Origin of the sequence: Deinococcus alpinitundrae, from assembly GCF_009982895.1 — a bacterium.
GTDB lineage: Bacteria > Deinococcota > Deinococci > Deinococcales > Deinococcaceae > Deinococcus > Deinococcus alpinitundrae.
This window is the reverse complement of sequence record NZ_WXZL01000015.1, coordinates 81,998-99,573: the sequence shown is the minus strand read 5'-3', so window position 1 is coordinate 99,573 and position 17,576 is coordinate 81,998. Positions and strand designations below refer to the sequence as shown.

Below are 17,576 nucleotides of genomic sequence, written 5' to 3'. Positions count from 1 at the left end.
TAATAGATGTTCTTTACTCGCGTCATCAGAAATTGTCATGCAGCCCGCCTCGTTTGAGGCTCAGAAACAATACATCCCCATCCCCCAGCTGTCAACCCCTGACCCTTCGAACAAGTTTGAAAGACTTAGCGGCAATCCAGAAAATGCCGTTCAGGACAGTAGGCAAGACGTATGTAGTGAACAGACGACCCACGTGTTAGCTTGGAAATATGAATGTCGAAGCCGTCTTTTTTGCCCGCCTCAAACGTGAGATCGGGCATGCCAGCCTGACCCTGACCCTGCCGGACAGGGCCACCGTGCGCGAGGCCGCCGCGCAAATCGAGTCGGACTATCCTGTTTCGCTGAAGGGGTGTATGGCAGCCGTCAATGAAACGTACGCCGACCCGGCGCACATCTTGCAGGAGGGCGACGAGCTGGCTTTTTTACCGCCGGTGGCTGGGGGAAGCGGTGAACAGGATCCCACTGATCTTTGCCAGGTGACGCCGGAAGTCCTGAAACTCTCGGACGCCGACAACCATCTGGTACAGCCGCAGTACGGCGCGCAGGCATACTTCGTGGGCACGGTGCGCTCGCCCAACCAGGGCAAGGTCGTGGAATTTATCGAGTACGAAGGTTACGCGCCAATGGCTGAGAAGGTCATGCGGGAAGCCGCCGAGCGGGCGCGGCAAAAGCACGGGCGGCTGAGCGCCTTCATTCAGCACCGCACCGGCAAACTGCGTCCCGGCGAGGCCAGCTTGATCATCGGGGTGGGCAGTCCGCACCGCCGGGTGGCGCTGGAAGCCTGCGACGATTTGATTGAGGAACTGAAGAGAGAGCTGCCGATCTGGAAGCACGAAGGCGACGAGGACGGCCAGCACTGGGTGGACGGCACGGCAGGGCACGAAACGCTCTGAGCTGACCCTGTTAAACCTGCTCTCTTTAGCGCCGCCCCGCCAGCGCCCGCTGCACGCCCTGGTGGGCCAGATGGGTCAGGGCCAGAGCCAGCGCATCGGCAGCATGGTTGTTGAAGACCTCGCGGATACCCAGACTGGCTTTGACCATGTAGATGACCTGCTCCTTGTCGGCGCGTCCAGTGCCCACCAGCGTCTGCTTGACCTGCATCGGACCGTAGCTGTGAACCGGCAGGCCGGCCTGGGCGCAGGCGAGCTGCACCACGCCGAACGCCTGGCCCACCTTGAAGGCCACATCGGCCTGCTTGCGCAGAATCTGGTCTTCGATGGCCACTGCTTCGGGTTGGTACTCGGCGATCAGGCGGGTCACTTCGGTGTGGATGTACTGCAAGCGCCGGGGCATGATCCAGGCCGATTCGGTCACGAGGCAGACGTGGTGGATATGGCTAGCCTTGCGGGCCGTACCGTCGACGAGGCCAATGCCGAGGTTGGCGAGGCCGGGGTCGATGCCGAGAACGATCATGGGGAGAGGATAGCGCTTTAGGTGCGGAGCAGAAAAAACCCCCGGCGCTCCGGCAACGGGGGGTAAGTTGAACAGGCGAAATTTACAGGCGGCTGCGCGGGTCGAAAGCGTCGCGCAGACCGTCGCCCAGAAAGTTGAACGACAGCACCGTGATCAGGATCATCAGGCCCGGATACAGCGGAATCCAGGGGTACTGCAACACCACCTCGTTGGCATTGCTGAGCATGTTGCCCCAGGTGGAGACCGGCGGCTGGATGCCGAAGCCCAGAAACGACAGGGCCGCCTCACTGAGAATGGCGGTGCCCACGTCGAGGGTCGCTTGCACGATCACGATGGCAAACAGGTTGGGCAGCAGGTGGCGCAGCATGATGCGGACGCTGCTGGCCCCCAGGGCGCGGGCGGCGTCGGTGTATTCGAGATTCTTGAGCTTGAGCACCTCGCCGCGCACCAGCCGAGCGGTGCCCATCCAGCCGAACAGCGAAAAGACCCCCACCACGATCAGGATGTTGGCGCTCGCGCCGAGTGAAGACCGCAGCGCCACGATCGGGGCCGCATCACTGGAGGCGAACAGCCCACTGAGGACGAGTTGCAGGGCCAGGGTGGGAAACGACAGCATAAACTCGATAAAGCGGCTGATGGCGATGTCGATCCAGCCGCCGAAAAAGCCCGCCAGCAGGCCCAGCAGGGTGCCGACCAGGATGCTGAGAAAGGCCACGCTGAAGCCCACCAGTAAGCTCACCCGGCTGCCGTAGATGACGCGTGAGAGCAGATCACGACCCAGTTCGTCCTGGCCCAGCCAGTACTTGGCACTCGGTGGCGCGTAGATTTCGAAAATGCTCTGGGCATTGGGATCGTGCGGCGCGATCCAACCGGCAAACAGGGCCATCAGGACCAGCAGCACGATCACGGTCAGGCTGAGCATTGCCAGCTTGTGACGGCGCAGGCGCTTGAGGGCGATTTGAAAGGTGGAGCGGCTCTTGAGAGGGGCCGGAGCCGAGGCGAGGGTGGTCATCTTGTGGCTCCTTAGTTGTAGCGAATGCGCGGATCGACGGCGGCGTAGGCGAGGTCGGTGAGCAGCTGGAACACCACCGTCAGCACCGAGATGAAGGTCAGGGCCACCATCACCACATTGAAGTCCTTGCTGGTCAGCGCTTCCACGATGACCCGGCCCATGCCCGGCCACGAGAAAACCGTTTCAGTCAGCACCGCGCCGCCGAACAGGCCCGGAATCGAGAGGCCCAACAAGGTCACGATGGGCAGCACCGCATTTCTGAGGGCGTGGCGGTACAGGACGTTGCGGTTGGACAGGCCCTTGGCCCGCGCCGTGCGGACGAAATCCTGGTTCAGCACTTCCAGCATGCTGGCCCGCAGAAAGCGCAGAATCACCGCAATCTCGCGCAGCATCAGGATGGAGAGCGGCAAGATCAGGTACCTGAGTTTGTCGGCGACCACCGCCCAGAACCCCGCGTCTGGAGCCAGGTCGGGGCTGCCGAGGCCGCCGGGCGGCAGCGAGATCAGCCCGCCCGTGAGTTGCGGAACATAGATGGCAAACAACCACAGCGCCATCGCCCCGATCCAGAAGATGGGCGCGCTGAACGACACGAAGCTGAAGAAGGTCAGCACATAATCGAGGATGCTGTACTGGCGCACCGCCGAGAAGATGCCCAGCGGCACGGCGATCAGGGTAGAGAGCACGAGCGCGGGCAGGGTCAGCAGCAGCGTGTTGGGCAGCCGCTCCTCGAAGACGTAGGCGGCGGCGGGCGCGCTGAAGGTCCGCGACCAACCGAAATCGCCCTGGAGGGCATGGGTGAGCCAGAACCAGTAGCGCAGACTGATCGGCTGGTCCAGGCCGTAGGCGGCCCGCAGGCGCGCGATGTCCTCGGGCGTGATCTGTGAGTTGCCCAGCACCAGCTGATCGACCGGGTCGCCGGGTTGCAGGGCGGTGAGCGTGAAGATGACCAAGCTGATGACCAGCAGCAGCGGAATCATTTGCAGGATGCGCCGAAGCGCGTAGTTGAACATGGCGTCTCCCGGTCAGGCAAGGGGCGGCGCGGGAACCTGAAAAGTGGGGGAGCGGCACACTCCGTCTCCCCCACTTTCCATTGGCTGGCTCCGCCGTTACTTTTGGGGGTAGGTTTCGGCAGCTCCGCGCGAGGCCCAGCCCATCTGGGCGGCGTTCCACGAGGGGTAGAGGCTGTAGGCGGTGTAGGTGTAGTTGACCAGTCCCGGCACCTTGGTGTAGGGGTTGGCACGGAAGTACAGCGGCAAGGAAGGCACCTCGTCGGTCCAGATGGCCTGCATCTTGTCGAACAGCTTGACGCGGGCGCTCAGATCGAACTCGGTCTTGGCGTCGTTCCAGAGCTTGTCGTAATCGGCATCTTTGAAGTTGGGGTAGTTCTGGCCCGCGTAGGCGTTGTCCTTGCTGGGCACGAACTGCGAGGCCCACAGATCGCCGCGCTCCACGCTGGGGTCGTTGCTCCAGGCATACATGAACAGGTCCCACTTGCCCTCGGCGCTGCGCGGCGCGAAGTCGTTGGAAAACACCACCGTGGACGGGAAGTTCTGGATGTTGACGTCCACCCCCACGGCCTTCCACTGCGCCTGCAAGATCTGCTGCACACGCTCGCGCAGTTTGTTTCCGGCGGTGGTGGCGAAGTTGAGCGACATCTTCTTGCCGTCTTTGGCCAGGATGCCGTCGGGGCCGGGCTTCCAACCGGCGGCGGCAAACAGTGCCTTGGCCTTGGCAGCGTCGAAGTTGTAGTCCTTGGCGTCTTTCTTGTAGAGCTTGCCGATGGGGCTGACCCAGGTGTTGGAGACCGGCTGCTTGCCCTGGAACAGCGCCTTGACCAGCGCGTCGCGGTCAATCGAGTACAGCAGCGCCTGGCGCACCCGCTTGTCGGTCAGGCCCAGGCTCTGGGCACGCGCTCCGGCGTTGGCGATGTCCACATGCTCCCAGGTGGCTCCAGGCACGAAATAGGTCTTGTACTTGCCGCGCTCGCTGCGCTGCGCCTCGATCGCCTGATCGAAGGTGAGACCCACATACGACAGTGCGTCGAGCTGGCCCGACAACATATTGACTTTCAGGGTGTTGGTATCGGCAATGAAGCGGTACTGCACCGTCTGGAGGTACTTGTCGGCCCCGCCCTTGGGGGTGATCCAGTAATTGGGGTTGCGGGTCAGCACGAGGCTGTTTCCGGCCCGCCAACTCGTCGGCTTGAACGGTCCCGACACTACCTTGGGCAAACCACGCGAGGTGGTGAACTGGGCGATGAACTTGTTCCACTCGTCGGTGATCTGCTTGGCCCCGGTCTTGGAATCGAGGTTCTTGGTGGCCGCGTCAAAAGCACTCCAGGCTTTTTCCATCGCCGCGCTGGGAGCCGGGTTGAGGCCGACCGCCGAGGTAATCTGATCGGCGAACAGGTAAGGCGGGTCGAAGGTGATGGTGAAGGTATCGGCGTCCTGCACCGTGATTTTGGCCTTGTCCCAGGGTTCGCGGGTCGGCACCGGCACCCGGTCGTCTTGCTCGACCTTGAGCCAGAACTGGAAATCCTTGGGCGTGATGGCCGTGCCGTCGCTCCACTTGGCGTCCTTGCGGATGCTGAAGGTCACGCTATTGCGAATCACATTGCCCTTGGCGTCCTTGACGATCTTGTAATCACCGTTGGCGAGGCTCGGCACGCGGGTGGCGATTTCCGGATACAGGTCGCCGTTGTCGTCCTTGCCGATCAGGTGGGCTTCCATAAACCAGGTGATCTCGGTGGCGATCACCAGATTGTTGGTGCGCCAGGGGTCATTGATGTTCGGCGGTTCCTGCGAGGTGCCGATCACCAGCGAGTTGTTGGCCTGCCCGGCCTGGGCCGTGTTCAGGAGGGTCGAGCCGACCAGCAGGGCGGACACAGCGAGCCAATTTTTCCTGTTCTTCATAAGCCTCCACAACGCTTTACGCGCCGACACACAGTTAATTCGGCAAGACTATGGAGAAATCTTTACTCCGTCAAGCCGATCACGATTCCGGCAGATGGCCTTGCCACAAAAAAAGAGGCCGAAGCCTCTGGGTGTCGTGTGGTGCGCGTGTCTCTTGTGGAGCGCTCAGTGACTGCCGCAGCCCGACGAACCCTCGCCGTCCTGGGCTGCCGAGCCGTCGGTGCGAAACGAGCTGCCACAACCGCAGGCCGAGGTGGCGTTGGGGTTGTTGACGGTGAAGCCGCCGCCCATCATGTTCTCGACGTAATCGATCTCCGCGCCCTGCACCAGCGGCAGGCTCATGCGGTCGACGATCAGCTTGACGCCCCGGTCGAACAGGATGGTGTCGCCTTCGAGTTCACGGTCGTCGATCGCCATGCCGTACTGGTAGCCGCTGCACCCGCCGCTCTTGATAAACAGGCGCACGCCCGCGTTCTCCTTGCCGCTGCTGCCGATGACCGACAGGGCGCGGGCCGCGCCGACCTCGCTGATGCCGATTGGTCCGCCGTTGATCGGCGGCGTCGTGGATTCAAGGGTCTGAGTCATACACACAGGATACGCTTCTGTGCTTTACAAAATAGTGCGGAGCGCACAGGCGGAGCGTTGCTCGTTTCCTTAGTTGGGCACATCGTCCTCCTCCAGTTGAAGCAGGGTCGTCTGAATCAGGTAGGGCTGGGTGCCCGGTTCGCGGGACGCCTTCAGCAGCAGCGTCCACACCTCGTCCAACTTGGTCCTGACGGCCTCGGCCTGCGCCGGGGTCAGCCACTGCACGCCCGTCAAATCGCTGCCGAGCCGAGTCAGCGCTTGCCGGTCCTGGGCACCGAGGACGTCGTACTCGAAATTGATCTCGCCGCGCGCGTCGCGGTAGATCAGCCGCCCACCCAGACCACGCCGTGTCAGCCTGCGGGCCAGCGCCCGCCGCCGCAACCGGTCGACAAACTGAAACTGGGCCGCGATTTCCGCCTCAGCATCCTTGAAGGGCGTCAGGTGAAACGGCACCCGGAAGCCGCCCGGCGCGCTGTAGAGCTTGATGGCGCGCCCGCCCCGCCGCTGCTCGCTCGCCAAGAATACAAGTCCCGCCGCCAGAAATTGCCGTATCCGGTAGAGTATTCGCTCGGTGCTGACCCCGGCCTCGCGGGCCGCCTGCGCCGCGCCCAGCGTACGGCCCACGAACGGCTCCAGATGCCGCAGCGCCGCCCGGTCACTCAGGAGCCGCGCTTGCTGGGGCGTGGCAGCAGTGAACCACTCGCCCGCATAGCTTCCCAAAATGGTGTGCGGCATTTTCGGTAGCCTAGCGCCAAAGCTGGGGCCATGCCCGATACTGTAATTGACCTCGCCGTGACCGACCCGGCTGCTCTTCGTTTGCCCCGCTCGTTCTGGACCTACTGGCTGGGGCTGCTGGCCTCGGCGCTGGGTGAGGCAGTGGTGTATGTGGCCCTTCCCTTCCTGGCGCTCGCCACCCTTCATCCCTCCAGCACCCGGAGCGCCGCCGCCGTCGGCTCGGTGGTGCTGGCCCTCAGCTTGCCGCGCTTCTTTGCGGTGCTGCTGGGCGGGCTGGCCGACCGCTGGCCGCCGCGCACCCTGCTGAGCCTCAGCGCCGTACTGAGAACGCTGGGCGTGGTCGGCACGGGACTGCTGGCCCTGCGCGGCACGCTCAACCTGAATGCGGTGGTGGGGCTGGCATTTGGGCTGGGCCTGCTCGCTACCCTCAGCGCCACGGCCCAGAGCGCGATGGTGCCGCGCCTGGTGCCGTCCCGGCAGTGGCAGCGCGCCAACAGCCTGACCAGCGTCGCCATGATGGGCGCGCCGCTCATCGGCTACGGACTGGGCGGTTTCGGGGTGGCCCACTGGGGCGTGGGGGCAACGCTGCTGAGCGGCGCGGCACTCAGCGCCCTGCTGCTGCTCGGCACCCTGGCCCTGCCGCCCATGCCCGGCGCGGCCAGCGGCGCGCTCAACGTGCTGAGTGATCTGCGGCTGAGTTTCGGCGTGCTGCGCAGCACGCCGCTGCTCGGCGCACTGTTCGCCATGAATTTCGCGCTCAGTTTCATTTCGAATGTCACCAATGTCCGCGCGCCGCTGCACATGCTGGCGGCCGGGCGAGGCGCAGCCGACTACGCCGTCTTCGAAATGCTGCTCTCCGGCGGAGTGTTACTGGGCATCGCGCTGGTCGGGCCGCTCTCGGCGCGGTTCTCGCCGGACCGCTTGATCGGCACTGGGCGCTTCATTCTGGTGCTCGGCACGGCGGGCTTCATTGCCGGCGGTGTGTGGCCCTGGTGGACGGCGGCGGGCGTCTTCGGGCTGGGGCTGGGCCTGCTGGAAGTGGTCGCCACCACCCGTATTCAGGGGCTGATTTCCGCCGAGATGCGTGGGCGGGTCATCGGCAGCGTGATGGCCTTCAACGCGCTGGGGCTGACCCTCGGCGCGGGACTGGCCGCCCGCAGCATTGCCACCCCGCTGCTGATGCTGGGCCTGACCGGGGGGCTGGCATTGCTGGCGGCCCTGTGGCCGCTGGCGGTGCAGCGGGCCGGGCGCTAGGCCGCGCCGCGAGAGAGCCGCACTTCCAGCCGCCGCTGCACCAGTTCCAGCAAACTGCTGACGGCCCAGTAGACCATTGCCGCTGCCAGATACGGCCCGAACGGCTCGAAGGTGCGGGCGATCACGAGCTGGGCGCTGCGCAGCAACTCGACCACGGTGATGACTGACACCAGCGAGGTGTCCTTGACCAGCCCGATGAGGCTGTTGCCCAAGGAAGGCAGCGCCACCCGCGCCGCCTGCGGCAAGACGATCAGCTGCATGGTTTCCAGGCGGCTGAGGCCCACGCTGTAGGCCGCTTCATGCTGACCTTTGGGAATACTGAGAATCGCGGCGCGGATCGTTTCCGAGAGGTAGGCGGCGGCGTTGAAGGTCAGCGCCAGCACCCCGCCCACCACCGGGCTGAGGGTGATGCCGAAACTCGGCAGGCCGTAATAGATCACGAAGATCTGCACCAGCAGCGGCGTGCCGCGAATGAACGAGACATACAGCGTCGCCAGCCAGCGCAGCCAGCCGAGCGCGTAGAGCCGCAGCAGCGCCACGATCAGGCCCAGCGGCAGGCCCAGCACCATGGCCGCCAGCGCGAAGCCGATGGTCAGCCGGGTGCCGACGAGCAGGGTGGGCAGTGAGGCCCAGGCACTTTGCAGGATCAAGGTCAGGTTTTCCATCGAAGACTCCAGGCCAAACCCGCCCAGCCTAGCAGCCGTCAGCGGCCAGCGTGAGCATGCCCCTAGACCCACACACCTTTTTCAGCGCCAAACCTCAAAGAGCGGGGCGGGCCGAATGGACCCTTTCCTGCCGACAGCGTGACGATCAGGGCTTGCTGACGTCTTGCCCGAACCACTGCTGACCAATTTTGGCCATCGTGCCGTCGCTCTTCATCCCCTTGAGGGCCGCGTTGACGGCGAGCTTGAGCAGCACATTGGTCTTCTTCATCGCCACACCCATGCTGTCCACCGACCCAGCTGCACCCACGCCCTTGATCGGCAGGCCTTGAGACTTGGCGAGGTAACCGATCAAGAGGCGGTCGTTGTAAATGGCGTCCAGGCGACCGCTGCCCAGATCGGCCAGGTATTCGGGGGTGCCGGGATAGGTCACGACGTTGATGCCCCCCGCGTCGCGCAGATCCTTTTCAAAGACGGTGCCGAGGCCGACGCCCACCCGCTTGCCCTTCAGGTCGGCCAGCGTGGCGTAGTCCTGGCCCTTGGTGCTGTGAACGGCGATCTGCGGACGGCTGTAGACATACGGATCGCTGAACCCGATGCTCTTTTGCCGCTCGGCGGTGATGCCCACCTGGTTGATGATCACGTCGTACTTGTTGGCCTGCAGACCCGCCAGAATGCCGCTCCACTCGGTCAGCACGAATTCGGGCTGAAGACCCAGCTTGGCCGCCAGTGCCCGCGCCACATCCACGTCAAAGCCGGTTAGGTTGCCCTGGGCGTCCTTGAAGGTAAACGGCGCGTAGGTGCCTTCCACCGCGATCTTGAGCACGCCCTTGCTGAGGGTCGGCGGCGGGCTGAGCGCCTGGGCAAACGAGAAGACGGTCATGCTGATGATCAAAGCGGTGGGAAGGACACGCATAACTTCTCCTTGAAGACGGTCAGCACAGTGCCGCCGTGGGTATACGGAGGGAGAGGGATGTGCTCTGCGGCGGCCACAGGTGGGCCGGAAGGGGAACGGCCTTACTGTACGCCGCTGGCCCGGCCCTGTCATCTTTGCGGTTGCCGCTCAGGTTGCCTGTGCGGGCAAGGCAAAACGTGGCAGTTGCCAGGGGTGGCGCTCGCCCAGCGCTTGGGCCGCCAGCAGTTCGCCCAATAGCGGCGTGAACTTGAAGCCGTGACCCGAACACGGCGAGGCCAGCGTGATCTGCTCGCAGGCCGGGTGCGCCGCGATCACGAAGTCGCCGCCGGGAGCGCGGGTAATCAGGCAGGTGCTGCGCGCCGTGGCCTCGCCGATCTGCGGCAGAAATCGGCGCATGAAGGTGTCGGAGGCCTGAGCCACCTGCTCGGGAACTTCAAAGGAGCGACCGTCGCCACTGGTCACGGGGCGCAGCACATCCACGCCGACTTTCACTTCGGGAACGCCGAACGCGGGAAAACCGTAGGCCTGAAACTCGTCATGGGTGATGAACACCGGGAAGTTCTGCGGCTGGAAGGGGGCCGAATCGGTTGGGCGGTAAAAACTCGAGGCGGCCAGCGTCACGCTGAGCAGCGACGCCAGTTCAGGCACCAGACGCGGCAGCCACGCGCCCGCCGCCACGATCAGGTGGTCGCAGGTGATGGTCCCGGCGCTGGTGTTCACGGCTGGCCGCTGTCCCGGCTCGATTTCCAGGGCGACCACGCCTTCCAGGATCTGTGCACCGTGGCTGCGGGCCAACTCGGCCAGCACCCTGAGGGTCAACTGAGGGCTGACGATGCCCGCTTCCGGTGAGTACACCGCTTCCCAGTCGGGCGGCAGCCGCCACTGGGGAAAGCGCCGCGAGAGTGCACGGTGGCCCAGCCGCTCGGGAGCTGCGCCGAGGGCACTGAGCGAGCTATAAACTTCCTCCAGGCTCGGCGTTCCGGCGGGGCCGAGGTCGAGGCCCCCGGTGCGCCAGTACAGCGGCTGGCCTGAGGCGCGTTCCAGCAGCTGCCACGACGCCAGCGCCGCTTGGGCCAGCCCGGCGTAGTCCGGTTCGGGGTAGGCCAGCCGGAAAATCCGCGACGGCCCGAAACTCGAGCCTTTGTCGTGGCCGAGGCTGAACTGTTCGATCAGCATGACCTCCTGACCGCGCCGCGCCAGCTGATAGGCCGCCGCGCTGCCTGCCGCGCCCGCGCCGATAACGAGATGCTGAACATGCTTCACAGTCCTGAGTCTAAAGGCTGACCTGACTGGCTTGAGTGAACCCAGGCGAAACGGCACCGCCCATCCATTCGGAGCAGTGCCGTTTTCCGCAAACTCAGGGCATCAGGGTTTGCTGACGTCCTGCCCGAACCACTGGCGGCTGATCTTGGCGTAGGTGCCGTCGGCCTTGAGCTGAATGAGCGCTTTGTCGATGGCGGCCTTGAGCGTCGTGTTGGTCTTTTGCAGCGCGATACCCACCGGCTCCGATTGCCCGATCACACCCGCGCCCTTCACAGGCAGGTTCTGCGACTTGATCAGGTAGCCCACCAGCAGGCGGTCGTTGAAGGCCGCGTCCAGGCGCCCACTCGCCAGGTCAGCCAGGTATTCGGGTGCGCCGGGGTAGGTCACCACGTCGATGCCGCCCGCGTCGCGCAGCTGCTTTTCAAAGTTGCTGCCCAGGCCCACGCCCACCCGCTTGCCTTTCAGGTCGGCCAACGTCTTGGGGGCAAAGCTGCCCACCTTCTTCACGATGATCTGCGGATTGCTGTAAGCGTAAGGCGCGCTGAACCCGATGCTTTTTTGGCGCTCGGCCGTGATGCCTACCTGATTGACGATCACGTCGTACTTGCCCGCCTGCAGGCCTGCCAGAATGCCGCTCCATTCGGTCAGCACAAACTGCGGCTTGAGGCCCAGCTTGGCCGCCAATGCCTTGGCAATATCCACATCGAAGCCGGTCAGATTGCCCTGGGCATCTTTGTAAGTAAAGGGCGCGTACGTGCCTTCCATACCGATGGAGAGGGTACCGGAGGTGATAGTTTTGGGCGCGGCAGCCTGGGCCGTGAAGCTGGCAGCCAGCAGTGCGGCGGCGAGAACAGTCAGTGAACGCATGTGAAGTCTCCTGGTGAGTGAACCCTGACAACCTGTCAGCGTTGAGATAGTGTTCACTCTACACCTGTTGACCTGTTTTGTAAACTGGTAGGCTTGGCAAAGCGTTTAGGCTGCACCTATTCGGCGATCAGATGCGCAAATCTTCCTCGTCAACCAGCAGGTCCACCGCGCCGGAGCCGATCTCGTAAAAGCCGCCGATCACCTGAATCTGGCCGCGTTTCTCGGCCTCGGCGATCACGGCCTGCTCGCGCAGGGCCGCCACCTGATAGCGCACGTTGTTGATGACCGCTTCCCGCATCCGGGCCTTCTTGTCGCGAATCGGCGGCAAACCCTGCAAGCTCGGCTGAATGCTGCGGATCAGGGCTTGCAAGGCGGGCGGCTCGGCCAGAATGTCTTCTTCCGGCAGCAGCGCGGCGGTGACGGCCCCGCAGCCCTCGTGGCCCATAACCACCAGCAGGTGAATGTCGAGGTGCAAAATGGCGTATTCCAGGGTGGCGAGGCCGGTTGCGCCCATCACGTTGCCCGCCACCCGCACCACGAACAAATTGCCGAAGCCCTGGTCGAACACCAGTTCCACCGGCACCCGGCTGTCGGAGCACGCCAGAATCGCGGCGAACGGCGTCTGGCCCATGATCTGGGCGCGACGTTCGTTGGCTCCCAGTTCCGGGCGCGAGGCCTGACCGGAAAAGAAGCGGGCGTTGCCGTCTTGCAGTGCTCGAATGGCGGCGCTGGGTGTCTGCACGTCGGCGTGCTTGAGTTTGGCGATCTCCTGCATGCTGGGGCCGCGCCGGATGGCGTCCAGCAGGCGGCGCTCGACTTCGCGGGGGTCTAGTTCAGTCACGGGGATCACTCACGCCCCGCAGTCTAGAGTGCGCCGCCGGGTGACCTGGGCGTTTAGGATAGTCAGCATGACTGACGGCCCCCTTGATCCCGAGACGCCGCCGACCCTCAGCGAATTGCTGGAGCGCTACGCCACCCTGCGCGACACTTTGCTGGGCCTGGAAGCCGAGAAAGCGGAGCTGGGTGAGGTCATCAAGGCCGCTCTCTTGCGCGGGGAAAAGGCCGAGACCGACCTCTACCGCTCCAGCGTCAAGGTGCAGCGGCGGCTGGAATACCCGCCCGAGCGCTTCCGCGAGGTGTTCGGCGACGCCGCCACGCTGGAAGTCGCCAGCATCGACAAGAAAAAAGCCGAGGCCCTGGCCCGCGCCGGAGACCTCGACGCCGAGAAACTCCGCGAGATCGCCACGGTCAAGGAAATTCAGGCGCTGGTGCTGACGGCCAAGGGCGGCTGACCGCTTTTCAGAGACTGATTTCGACTGTCACCACGTCCAGCCACTCGCCGCCGAGTTGGGCATGCCGAAGATGCACGCCGACTTCCCGAAACCCGGCCTTGCGGTGAACAGCACGGCTGGCCGCGTTGCGCACGAACACCCGGCTGGTCAGCTTATGAAATCCAGCCTGGCGGGCGGCGTCTGCGAGGGCCAGCAGCAGCGTCGCGCCGTATCCCCGGCCCTGCGCTTCGCGGGCCACGTACACGCCATGGTCGAGAATGCCCGCGTAGCATGCCCGGCTGCTGTACTGGCTGCCGCGTGCGAAGCCCATGACCGTGCCGCCCTCATCCAGCACCAGGCAGGGGCCGGGGCCGGTCAGCCAGTCGCGCAGATCGTCCGGCGTTCGCAGGCGCGTCTCGAAGGTGGCATTGCGGCCCAGGATTCCGGCGTTGTAGATGCGGGCCAGGGCAGGCAGGTCGGCGGCAACGGCAGGCCGAATCAAGAAACGGCCACCCCGGCCAGCCGCGCCGCCGCTTCCCGCAGCACTTCCGGCGGCTGCACCAGGGCGAATCTCAGGTAGCCCTCGCCCTGCTCTCCGAAGGCCCGGCCCGGAGCCAGCGCCACGCCGGTCTGCTCGGCGGCGCGCACGGCGTAGGAGACGCTCCCCGTCAGGCCGGGGGGCCGTGCCCAGACATACATGCTGGCCTGCGGCCACTCGGCCGCCCAGCCGAGCGCGTGCAGCGCCGGAACAAGGGCGTCTCGCCGGGCTTGAAAAACCTCCAGGCCGCTGGCGGGCGTGCCGAGCGCCGCCACCGCCGCCGCCTGAATACCCAGGTATGGGTGAAAGTCCACCGCGCCCTTGACCCGCGCGAGCGCCGAGAGCGCATCCGGATCGCCCGCCGCGAAGCCCACCCGGAAGCCGCCCATGTGGTGCGTTTTCGACAAGCTGTGCAGCTCCACCACACCTGCCGTGCCACCGGCCAGGGCGCTGGGAGCGCGGTAGCCGCCGAAGGTCAGCTCGGCGTAGGGATGGTCGTGAATGAGCAGCGTGCCGCGCTCGGCGCACCAGGCCCGCACCCGCTCGAAAAAGCCGTCCGGCACGGTGGCCGAGGTCGGGTTGTTGGGGTAGTTGAGTAGCAGGACGCGGGCCGAGACGCTCTGCGGCACGGCGTCCAGATCCGGCAAAAAGCCGCGCTCGGCGGTCAGCGGCAGTGGCCAGGTGCGCAGGCCCGCCACCGCCGCTGCGCCGTAGTAGGGCGGGTAGCAGGGGTCGGGCAGCAGCAGTGTGTCGCCAGGATCGGTCACACCCAGCAGCAGGTGGGCCAGCCCTTCCTGAGCGCCGATCAGCGGCAGAATCTCGGTGTCGGCATCGAGACTCAGGCCGTAGCGCCGCGCCAGGTAAGCCGCCGCCGCTCGCCGCAACGGAGCCGTGTGCGAGAACAGCGGGTACTGGTAGGTGTGCGGGTCGAAGGTGGCCTGCCGCAGCGCTTCCAGGGCGGCGTCCGGCGGCGCGAGGTCCGAGGAGCCGATGCTGAGGTCGATGATGCTCCGGCCACTGGCGCGGCCCCGCATCTTGGCGGCGTCCATCAAAGCGAAGACGCTCTCGGGCACCTTGCGGGCGCGCTCGGAAGTCCAGCGGGCGCGGGAAGCACTCACAGTCATGGCTCTGAGGCTAACACTTCGGGGGAAATTCAGAGCAGCGTTCCAAGCTCTGCCCAGCCGTAGGCCACCTCGCGCAGTTCGCCGCCCAGCACGACCTCGGTCTTCTCAGCGATCATCAGGCCGCCCAGGTGTTCGTAGAAGGCCCGCGTGGGGTTGGTGTCCAGCACCCACAGCATCATCGAACGGTGGCCGCGTGTGGCGAGAACCTGAGCCAACCCAGCCACCAATGCCCGCCCCAAGCCGACGCCCTGGGCTGATCTGAGCACGTAGAGGGTCAACAGTTCGGCGTCATATCCGGTGAAACTTGTCAGGCCGCCAGAGACGAACCCCACCACCTCGCCGCCCGCTAAAGCCACCAACACGTCTTGCTGCTGCGTTTCAAGGAGTTGCCGCCACATGATCTGGCGGCGTTCGCGCCGGGCCTTCCCTGTCATCGCCGCCAGAAACCCGTCAGGCATCAACCCCTGGTACGTTTCGCTCCAGCTTGTCACGTGGACGCGGGCCAGGGCGGGGGCGTCGTCTGGCACAGCGCGGCGAAGGTCAGATGTCGTCACGTTCGGCCAGCCACTGCTGATACGTCAGGCGCGGAATCTCGAAGGCGTCGCGGGTGGTCGCGTAGCCGCCGCGCCCGCCCATGCGCCCGATCAGGTCGAGCGAGGGGGTGTCCACGTAGTGCTTCTCGGCGTCCTGCATGTGCTCGGCAGCGATGCTGAGGGCCAGCACCTCGCCCAGCACGATGCGGGTGTGGCCCAGCGTGACGGTCTGGAACTCGCGGCATTCCAGGCTGGCCGGGCTGAGCGACACGCGCGGCACCTTCACCCGACTCGACGCCGAGAGCGCGATGCCCAAATGCTCGGGTTCGGCGTGATCCGGCGGAAAATCGGTGGCGCTGAGGTTCATCACCTGCGCCGCGCCGTAACTCACCAGATTGACCACGAACTCGCCACCCGCGCCGATGTTGCGGGCCGTGTCCTTGGGCACCCCCGCCGCGCGGTCACCCGGCGAGAAGGCCACGACCGCCGGATCCGACCCCATCAGCCCGAAAAAGCTGTACGGCGCGAGATTGACGCTGCCGTCAGGGTTAAGGGTACTCACCCAGGCAATCGGGCGCGGCACGACCACCCCGGTGACGAGCTTGTAGCGCTCAGCGGCGCTGAGCACCGAGAAATCAAAGGTCAGGCGCGAATCGGTCATGCCTTCAGCCTACCCCTGACAACCCAGGCCACTCTCTAGGAAGGCGCAACGATTCCTGAACGCCTCGTCAGGTGCAGCCGCCTAGAATGAAGGCAAGAACGCCTGTCATCAAATTTCTGTTACCGAACTTCAAGGAGACACCAACATGGACTGGAAAAACCTGCCGGGCAGCGGCAACATCGAAGATCGGCGCGGCGGTGGGGGCGGCGGCATTCCCGGCGGCGGGGTGGCCGCGGGCGGCATCGGGGCCGTCATCATTGCCCTGATCGCCATGTTCTTCGGCGTTGACCCCAGCAGCATCCTGGGCGGCGGCGATTCGGGCGGCTCGGTGACGCAGTCGCAGCCCCAGACACAGCCGCAATCATCCCAGAGCCAGGGTCAGACCGACAGCACACCCGCCGACACCACAGGGCAGTTCGTGGAAAAGATTCTGGGCAGCACCAACGATGTCTGGGGCAAGGTCTTTCAGGCGGCGGGCAAGCAGTACACCGAGCCGACACTGGTGCTCTACTCCGGTAGAACCTCGGGCGGCTGCGGCACGGCCAACAGCGCGGTTGGGCCGTTCTACTGCCCGCTCGACAGCAAGGTGTACCTCGATACCAATTTTTTCAACGAAATGAAAAGTCAGCTCGGCGGCGGCGGCGACTTCGCCTACGCCTACGTCATCGCCCACGAGATCGGCCACCATGTGCAAAACGAACTGGGCATCTCGGATCAGGCCGAGCGCGCCCAGCGCAGCGCCCAGAGCGAGGCGGCGGCCAATCAGGTCAGCGTGCGCCTGGAGCTGCAAGCCGACTGCTTTGCCGGGGTGTGGGGCAACAAGACCGCCCAGTACACCAAGATCACCCAGACGGACGTGCAGCAGGCCCTCAGCACTGCCAGCGCCATTGGCGACGACAACCTGCAAAAGCAGGGCCGGGGCTACGCCGTGCCGGATTCGTTCACGCACGGAACCGCCGCCCAGCGCACCAAGTGGTTTACCACCGGCCTCAAAGGCGGCGACCCCAACCAGTGTGACACCTTTAAGGGCGCGTACAGCAGCCTCTGAATCCAGGGTTTATGGGCGTCCGGGGTAACTCGGGCGCTTTTTGCTGGCCGGTCTGCGCTTCTAGACTACAGACATGGCCCCTCCCCTGCCCGTGCTGCCCGGTCTCTCGGTAGGTGGCCTGCCAGTCCAGCTGCGCCGCAGCAATCGCCGCACGGTGGGCCTGCGCGTCACGGCCCAGGGGCTGACCGTCTACGCGCCTGAGCGCACCGAGGAAGCCCGGTTGCGCCGATTCGTGGAAGACAAGCGGGCCTGGGCCGAGCGGCATCTGCAGCAGCTTCAGCAGCATCAGCCGGACGCTTTACCGCTCATCGATGGATTCGCCCTGCCGTATCTGGGCCAGGCGCTGACCCTGCGGGCCGTACCGGGCCTGCGGCGGGCCCAGCGGGTCGGCACAGAACTCTACGCACCGCCAGAAGCGCTCAGCACCGCCCTGGAGGCCTGGTACAGGGCCGAGGCGCTGAGGCTTTTTGCGCCCATCACCCAGCACTACGCCGTCCAGCTGAATCGGGGCCGCCCACTGACTGCCACCCGGATCACCAACGCCGCTGGCCGCTGGGGCAGTTGCACGGCGGCGGGGGTGGTGCGGCTGCACTGGAAGCTGCTGCTGGCCCCGCCAGAGATTCTGAATTATGTGGCGGCCCACGAGATCGCCCACTTGGCCGAACTCAACCACTCGCCGCGTTACTGGGCTGAGGTCGCGCGGCTCGTTCCCGAGTACCGGACCGCAGAGCGCTGGCTCAAGGAGCACGGCGCGGCCCTGATGCAGCCCTGGCGCTGAGCAG

Annotated in this window: 20 protein-coding genes; 5 read left to right on the top strand and 15 right to left on the bottom strand. The window is 65.3% G+C overall.

From position 1 onward, the window contains the following. Window positions 1-209: 209 nt before the first annotated feature. On the top strand, window positions 210-893 hold the full coding sequence (gene moaD / locus GUI70_RS14505; RefSeq protein WP_161883027.1) for a molybdopterin converting factor subunit 1: 684 nt from the start codon (window positions 210-212) through the stop codon (window positions 891-893). Between the two features lie 25 nt (window positions 894-918). Here moaD and ruvC read toward each other — a convergent pair whose 3' ends face one another. The 6 genes from ruvC to GUI70_RS14475 form a co-directional block, all read right to left on the bottom strand. Further along, on the bottom strand, window positions 919-1,413 hold the full coding sequence (gene ruvC, locus GUI70_RS14500; protein ID WP_161883026.1) for a crossover junction endodeoxyribonuclease RuvC: 495 nt from the start codon (window positions 1,411-1,413) through the stop codon (window positions 919-921). Between the two features lie 82 nt (window positions 1,414-1,495). Beyond that, on the bottom strand, window positions 1,496-2,425 hold the full coding sequence (locus tag GUI70_RS14495; protein ID WP_161883025.1) for an ABC transporter permease: 930 nt from the start codon (window positions 2,423-2,425) through the stop codon (window positions 1,496-1,498). Window positions 2,426-2,436: 11 nt separating this feature from the next. Next, window positions 2,437-3,435, bottom strand: coding sequence for an ABC transporter permease (locus tag GUI70_RS14490; RefSeq protein WP_161883024.1), 999 nt, complete (start codon window positions 3,433-3,435; stop codon window positions 2,437-2,439). Between the two features lie 96 nt (window positions 3,436-3,531). Then, entirely contained in the window at window positions 3,532-5,310 is a 1,779-nt protein-coding gene (locus GUI70_RS14485; RefSeq protein ID WP_306468307.1) for a peptide ABC transporter substrate-binding protein, read from the bottom strand. A 192-nt stretch (window positions 5,311-5,502) separates the two neighbouring features. Then, window positions 5,503-5,922, bottom strand: coding sequence for a HesB/IscA family protein (locus GUI70_RS14480; protein ID WP_161883022.1), 420 nt, complete (start codon window positions 5,920-5,922; stop codon window positions 5,503-5,505). 69 nt (window positions 5,923-5,991) lie between these two features. Further along, the gene (locus tag GUI70_RS14475) at window positions 5,992-6,657 is read right to left on the bottom strand and encodes a hypothetical protein (RefSeq protein WP_161883021.1); all 666 of its coding nucleotides are present in this window, start codon (window positions 6,655-6,657) and stop codon (window positions 5,992-5,994) included. Window positions 6,658-6,687: 30 nt separating this feature from the next. On the opposite strand from GUI70_RS14475, the gene GUI70_RS14470 reads away from it, so the two are divergent. Continuing rightward, the gene (locus tag GUI70_RS14470; protein WP_161883020.1) at window positions 6,688-7,911 is read left to right on the top strand and encodes an MFS transporter; all 1,224 of its coding nucleotides are present in this window, start codon (window positions 6,688-6,690) and stop codon (window positions 7,909-7,911) included. Here GUI70_RS14470 and GUI70_RS14465 read toward each other — a convergent pair. From GUI70_RS14465 to GUI70_RS14445, 5 genes are all read right to left on the bottom strand, one after another. Further along, on the bottom strand, window positions 7,908-8,576 hold the full coding sequence (locus tag GUI70_RS14465) for an amino acid ABC transporter permease (RefSeq protein ID WP_161883019.1): 669 nt from the start codon (window positions 8,574-8,576) through the stop codon (window positions 7,908-7,910). The genes GUI70_RS14470 and GUI70_RS14465 overlap by 4 nt on opposite strands. A 145-nt stretch (window positions 8,577-8,721) precedes the next feature. Further along, on the bottom strand, window positions 8,722-9,489 hold the full coding sequence (locus GUI70_RS14460) for a transporter substrate-binding domain-containing protein (protein ID WP_161883018.1): 768 nt from the start codon (window positions 9,487-9,489) through the stop codon (window positions 8,722-8,724). 147 nt (window positions 9,490-9,636) lie between these two features. Next, window positions 9,637-10,752, bottom strand: a complete 1,116-nt coding sequence (solA, locus tag GUI70_RS14455; protein WP_161883017.1) for an N-methyl-L-tryptophan oxidase — start codon at window positions 10,750-10,752, stop codon at window positions 9,637-9,639. Window positions 10,753-10,854: 102 nt separating this feature from the next. Continuing rightward, window positions 10,855-11,619, bottom strand: coding sequence for a transporter substrate-binding domain-containing protein (locus GUI70_RS14450; protein WP_161883016.1), 765 nt, complete (start codon window positions 11,617-11,619; stop codon window positions 10,855-10,857). A gap of 127 nt (window positions 11,620-11,746) precedes the next feature. Further along, window positions 11,747-12,394, bottom strand: coding sequence for a carbonic anhydrase (locus GUI70_RS14445; RefSeq protein ID WP_161883043.1), 648 nt, complete (start codon window positions 12,392-12,394; stop codon window positions 11,747-11,749). A 133-nt stretch (window positions 12,395-12,527) separates the two neighbouring features. Between GUI70_RS14445 and GUI70_RS14440 the strand changes: the two genes are divergently transcribed. Beyond that, complete coding sequence (locus tag GUI70_RS14440) at window positions 12,528-12,911, top strand: hypothetical protein (RefSeq protein WP_161883015.1); 384 nt, start codon at window positions 12,528-12,530, stop codon at window positions 12,909-12,911. 7 nt (window positions 12,912-12,918) lie between these two features. Here GUI70_RS14440 and GUI70_RS14435 read toward each other — a convergent pair whose 3' ends face one another. Genes GUI70_RS14435 through GUI70_RS14420 form a run of 4 tightly spaced genes read right to left on the bottom strand, consistent with a single transcriptional unit; the run spans window position 12,919 to window position 15,746 of the window. Beyond that, a complete protein-coding gene (locus GUI70_RS14435) occupies window positions 12,919-13,392 on the bottom strand; it encodes an arsinothricin resistance N-acetyltransferase ArsN1 family A (protein ID WP_161883014.1) in 474 nt (157 codons plus the stop codon). Beyond that, on the bottom strand, window positions 13,389-14,552 hold the full coding sequence (locus GUI70_RS14430) for an aminotransferase class I/II-fold pyridoxal phosphate-dependent enzyme (RefSeq protein ID WP_161883013.1): 1,164 nt from the start codon (window positions 14,550-14,552) through the stop codon (window positions 13,389-13,391). Before GUI70_RS14430 ends, GUI70_RS14435 begins: the two co-directional genes overlap by 4 nt. Window positions 14,553-14,581: 29 nt before the next feature. Continuing rightward, window positions 14,582-15,106: a GNAT family N-acetyltransferase gene (locus GUI70_RS14425; protein WP_161883012.1), complete on the bottom strand. Its 525-nt coding sequence runs from the start codon at window positions 15,104-15,106 to the stop codon at window positions 14,582-14,584. After that, window positions 15,093-15,746 carry a flavin reductase family protein gene (locus GUI70_RS14420; RefSeq protein WP_161883011.1) on the bottom strand — a complete coding sequence of 218 codons (654 nt, stop codon included), beginning with the start codon at window positions 15,744-15,746 and terminating at the stop codon, window positions 15,093-15,095. Before GUI70_RS14420 ends, GUI70_RS14425 begins: the two co-directional genes overlap by 14 nt. A gap of 145 nt (window positions 15,747-15,891) precedes the next feature. On the opposite strand from GUI70_RS14420, the gene ypfJ reads away from it, so the two are divergent. Beyond that, a complete protein-coding gene (gene ypfJ / locus GUI70_RS14415; RefSeq protein ID WP_161883010.1) occupies window positions 15,892-16,794 on the top strand; it encodes a KPN_02809 family neutral zinc metallopeptidase in 903 nt (300 codons plus the stop codon). 73 nt (window positions 16,795-16,867) lie between these two features. Beyond that, on the top strand, window positions 16,868-17,572 hold the full coding sequence (locus GUI70_RS14410; protein ID WP_161883009.1) for a M48 family metallopeptidase: 705 nt from the start codon (window positions 16,868-16,870) through the stop codon (window positions 17,570-17,572). The last annotated feature ends 4 nt before the right edge of the window (window positions 17,573-17,576 follow it).

What these genes read in the sequence shown, in the direction of transcription:
- moaD (WP_161883027.1), top strand. Translation starts at nt 210, where the DNA reads ATGAATGTCGAAGCCGTCTTTTTTGCCCGCCTCAAACGTGAGATCGGG.
- ruvC (WP_161883026.1), bottom strand. Translation starts at nt 1,413, where the DNA reads ATGATCGTTCTCGGCATCGACCCCGGCCTCGCCAACCTCGGCATTGGC.
- GUI70_RS14495 (WP_161883025.1), bottom strand. Translation starts at nt 2,425, where the DNA reads ATGACCACCCTCGCCTCGGCTCCGGCCCCTCTCAAGAGCCGCTCCACC.
- GUI70_RS14490 (WP_161883024.1), bottom strand. Translation starts at nt 3,435, where the DNA reads ATGTTCAACTACGCGCTTCGGCGCATCCTGCAAATGATTCCGCTGCTG.
- GUI70_RS14480 (WP_161883022.1), bottom strand. Translation starts at nt 5,922, where the DNA reads ATGACTCAGACCCTTGAATCCACGACGCCGCCGATCAACGGCGGACCA.
- GUI70_RS14475 (WP_161883021.1), bottom strand. Translation starts at nt 6,657, where the DNA reads ATGCCGCACACCATTTTGGGAAGCTATGCGGGCGAGTGGTTCACTGCT.
- GUI70_RS14470 (WP_161883020.1), top strand. Translation starts at nt 6,688, where the DNA reads ATGCCCGATACTGTAATTGACCTCGCCGTGACCGACCCGGCTGCTCTT.
- GUI70_RS14465 (WP_161883019.1), bottom strand. Translation starts at nt 8,576, where the DNA reads ATGGAAAACCTGACCTTGATCCTGCAAAGTGCCTGGGCCTCACTGCCC.
- GUI70_RS14460 (WP_161883018.1), bottom strand. Translation starts at nt 9,489, where the DNA reads ATGCGTGTCCTTCCCACCGCTTTGATCATCAGCATGACCGTCTTCTCG.
- GUI70_RS14450 (WP_161883016.1), bottom strand. Translation starts at nt 11,619, where the DNA reads ATGCGTTCACTGACTGTTCTCGCCGCCGCACTGCTGGCTGCCAGCTTC.
- GUI70_RS14445 (WP_161883043.1), bottom strand. Translation starts at nt 12,394, where the DNA reads ATGCAGGAGATCGCCAAACTCAAGCACGCCGACGTGCAGACACCCAGC.
- GUI70_RS14440 (WP_161883015.1), top strand. Translation starts at nt 12,528, where the DNA reads ATGACTGACGGCCCCCTTGATCCCGAGACGCCGCCGACCCTCAGCGAA.
- GUI70_RS14430 (WP_161883013.1), bottom strand. Translation starts at nt 14,552, where the DNA reads ATGACTGTGAGTGCTTCCCGCGCCCGCTGGACTTCCGAGCGCGCCCGC.
- GUI70_RS14420 (WP_161883011.1), bottom strand. Translation starts at nt 15,746, where the DNA reads ATGACCGATTCGCGCCTGACCTTTGATTTCTCGGTGCTCAGCGCCGCT.
- ypfJ (WP_161883010.1), top strand. Translation starts at nt 15,892, where the DNA reads ATGGACTGGAAAAACCTGCCGGGCAGCGGCAACATCGAAGATCGGCGC.
- GUI70_RS14410 (WP_161883009.1), top strand. Translation starts at nt 16,868, where the DNA reads ATGGCCCCTCCCCTGCCCGTGCTGCCCGGTCTCTCGGTAGGTGGCCTG.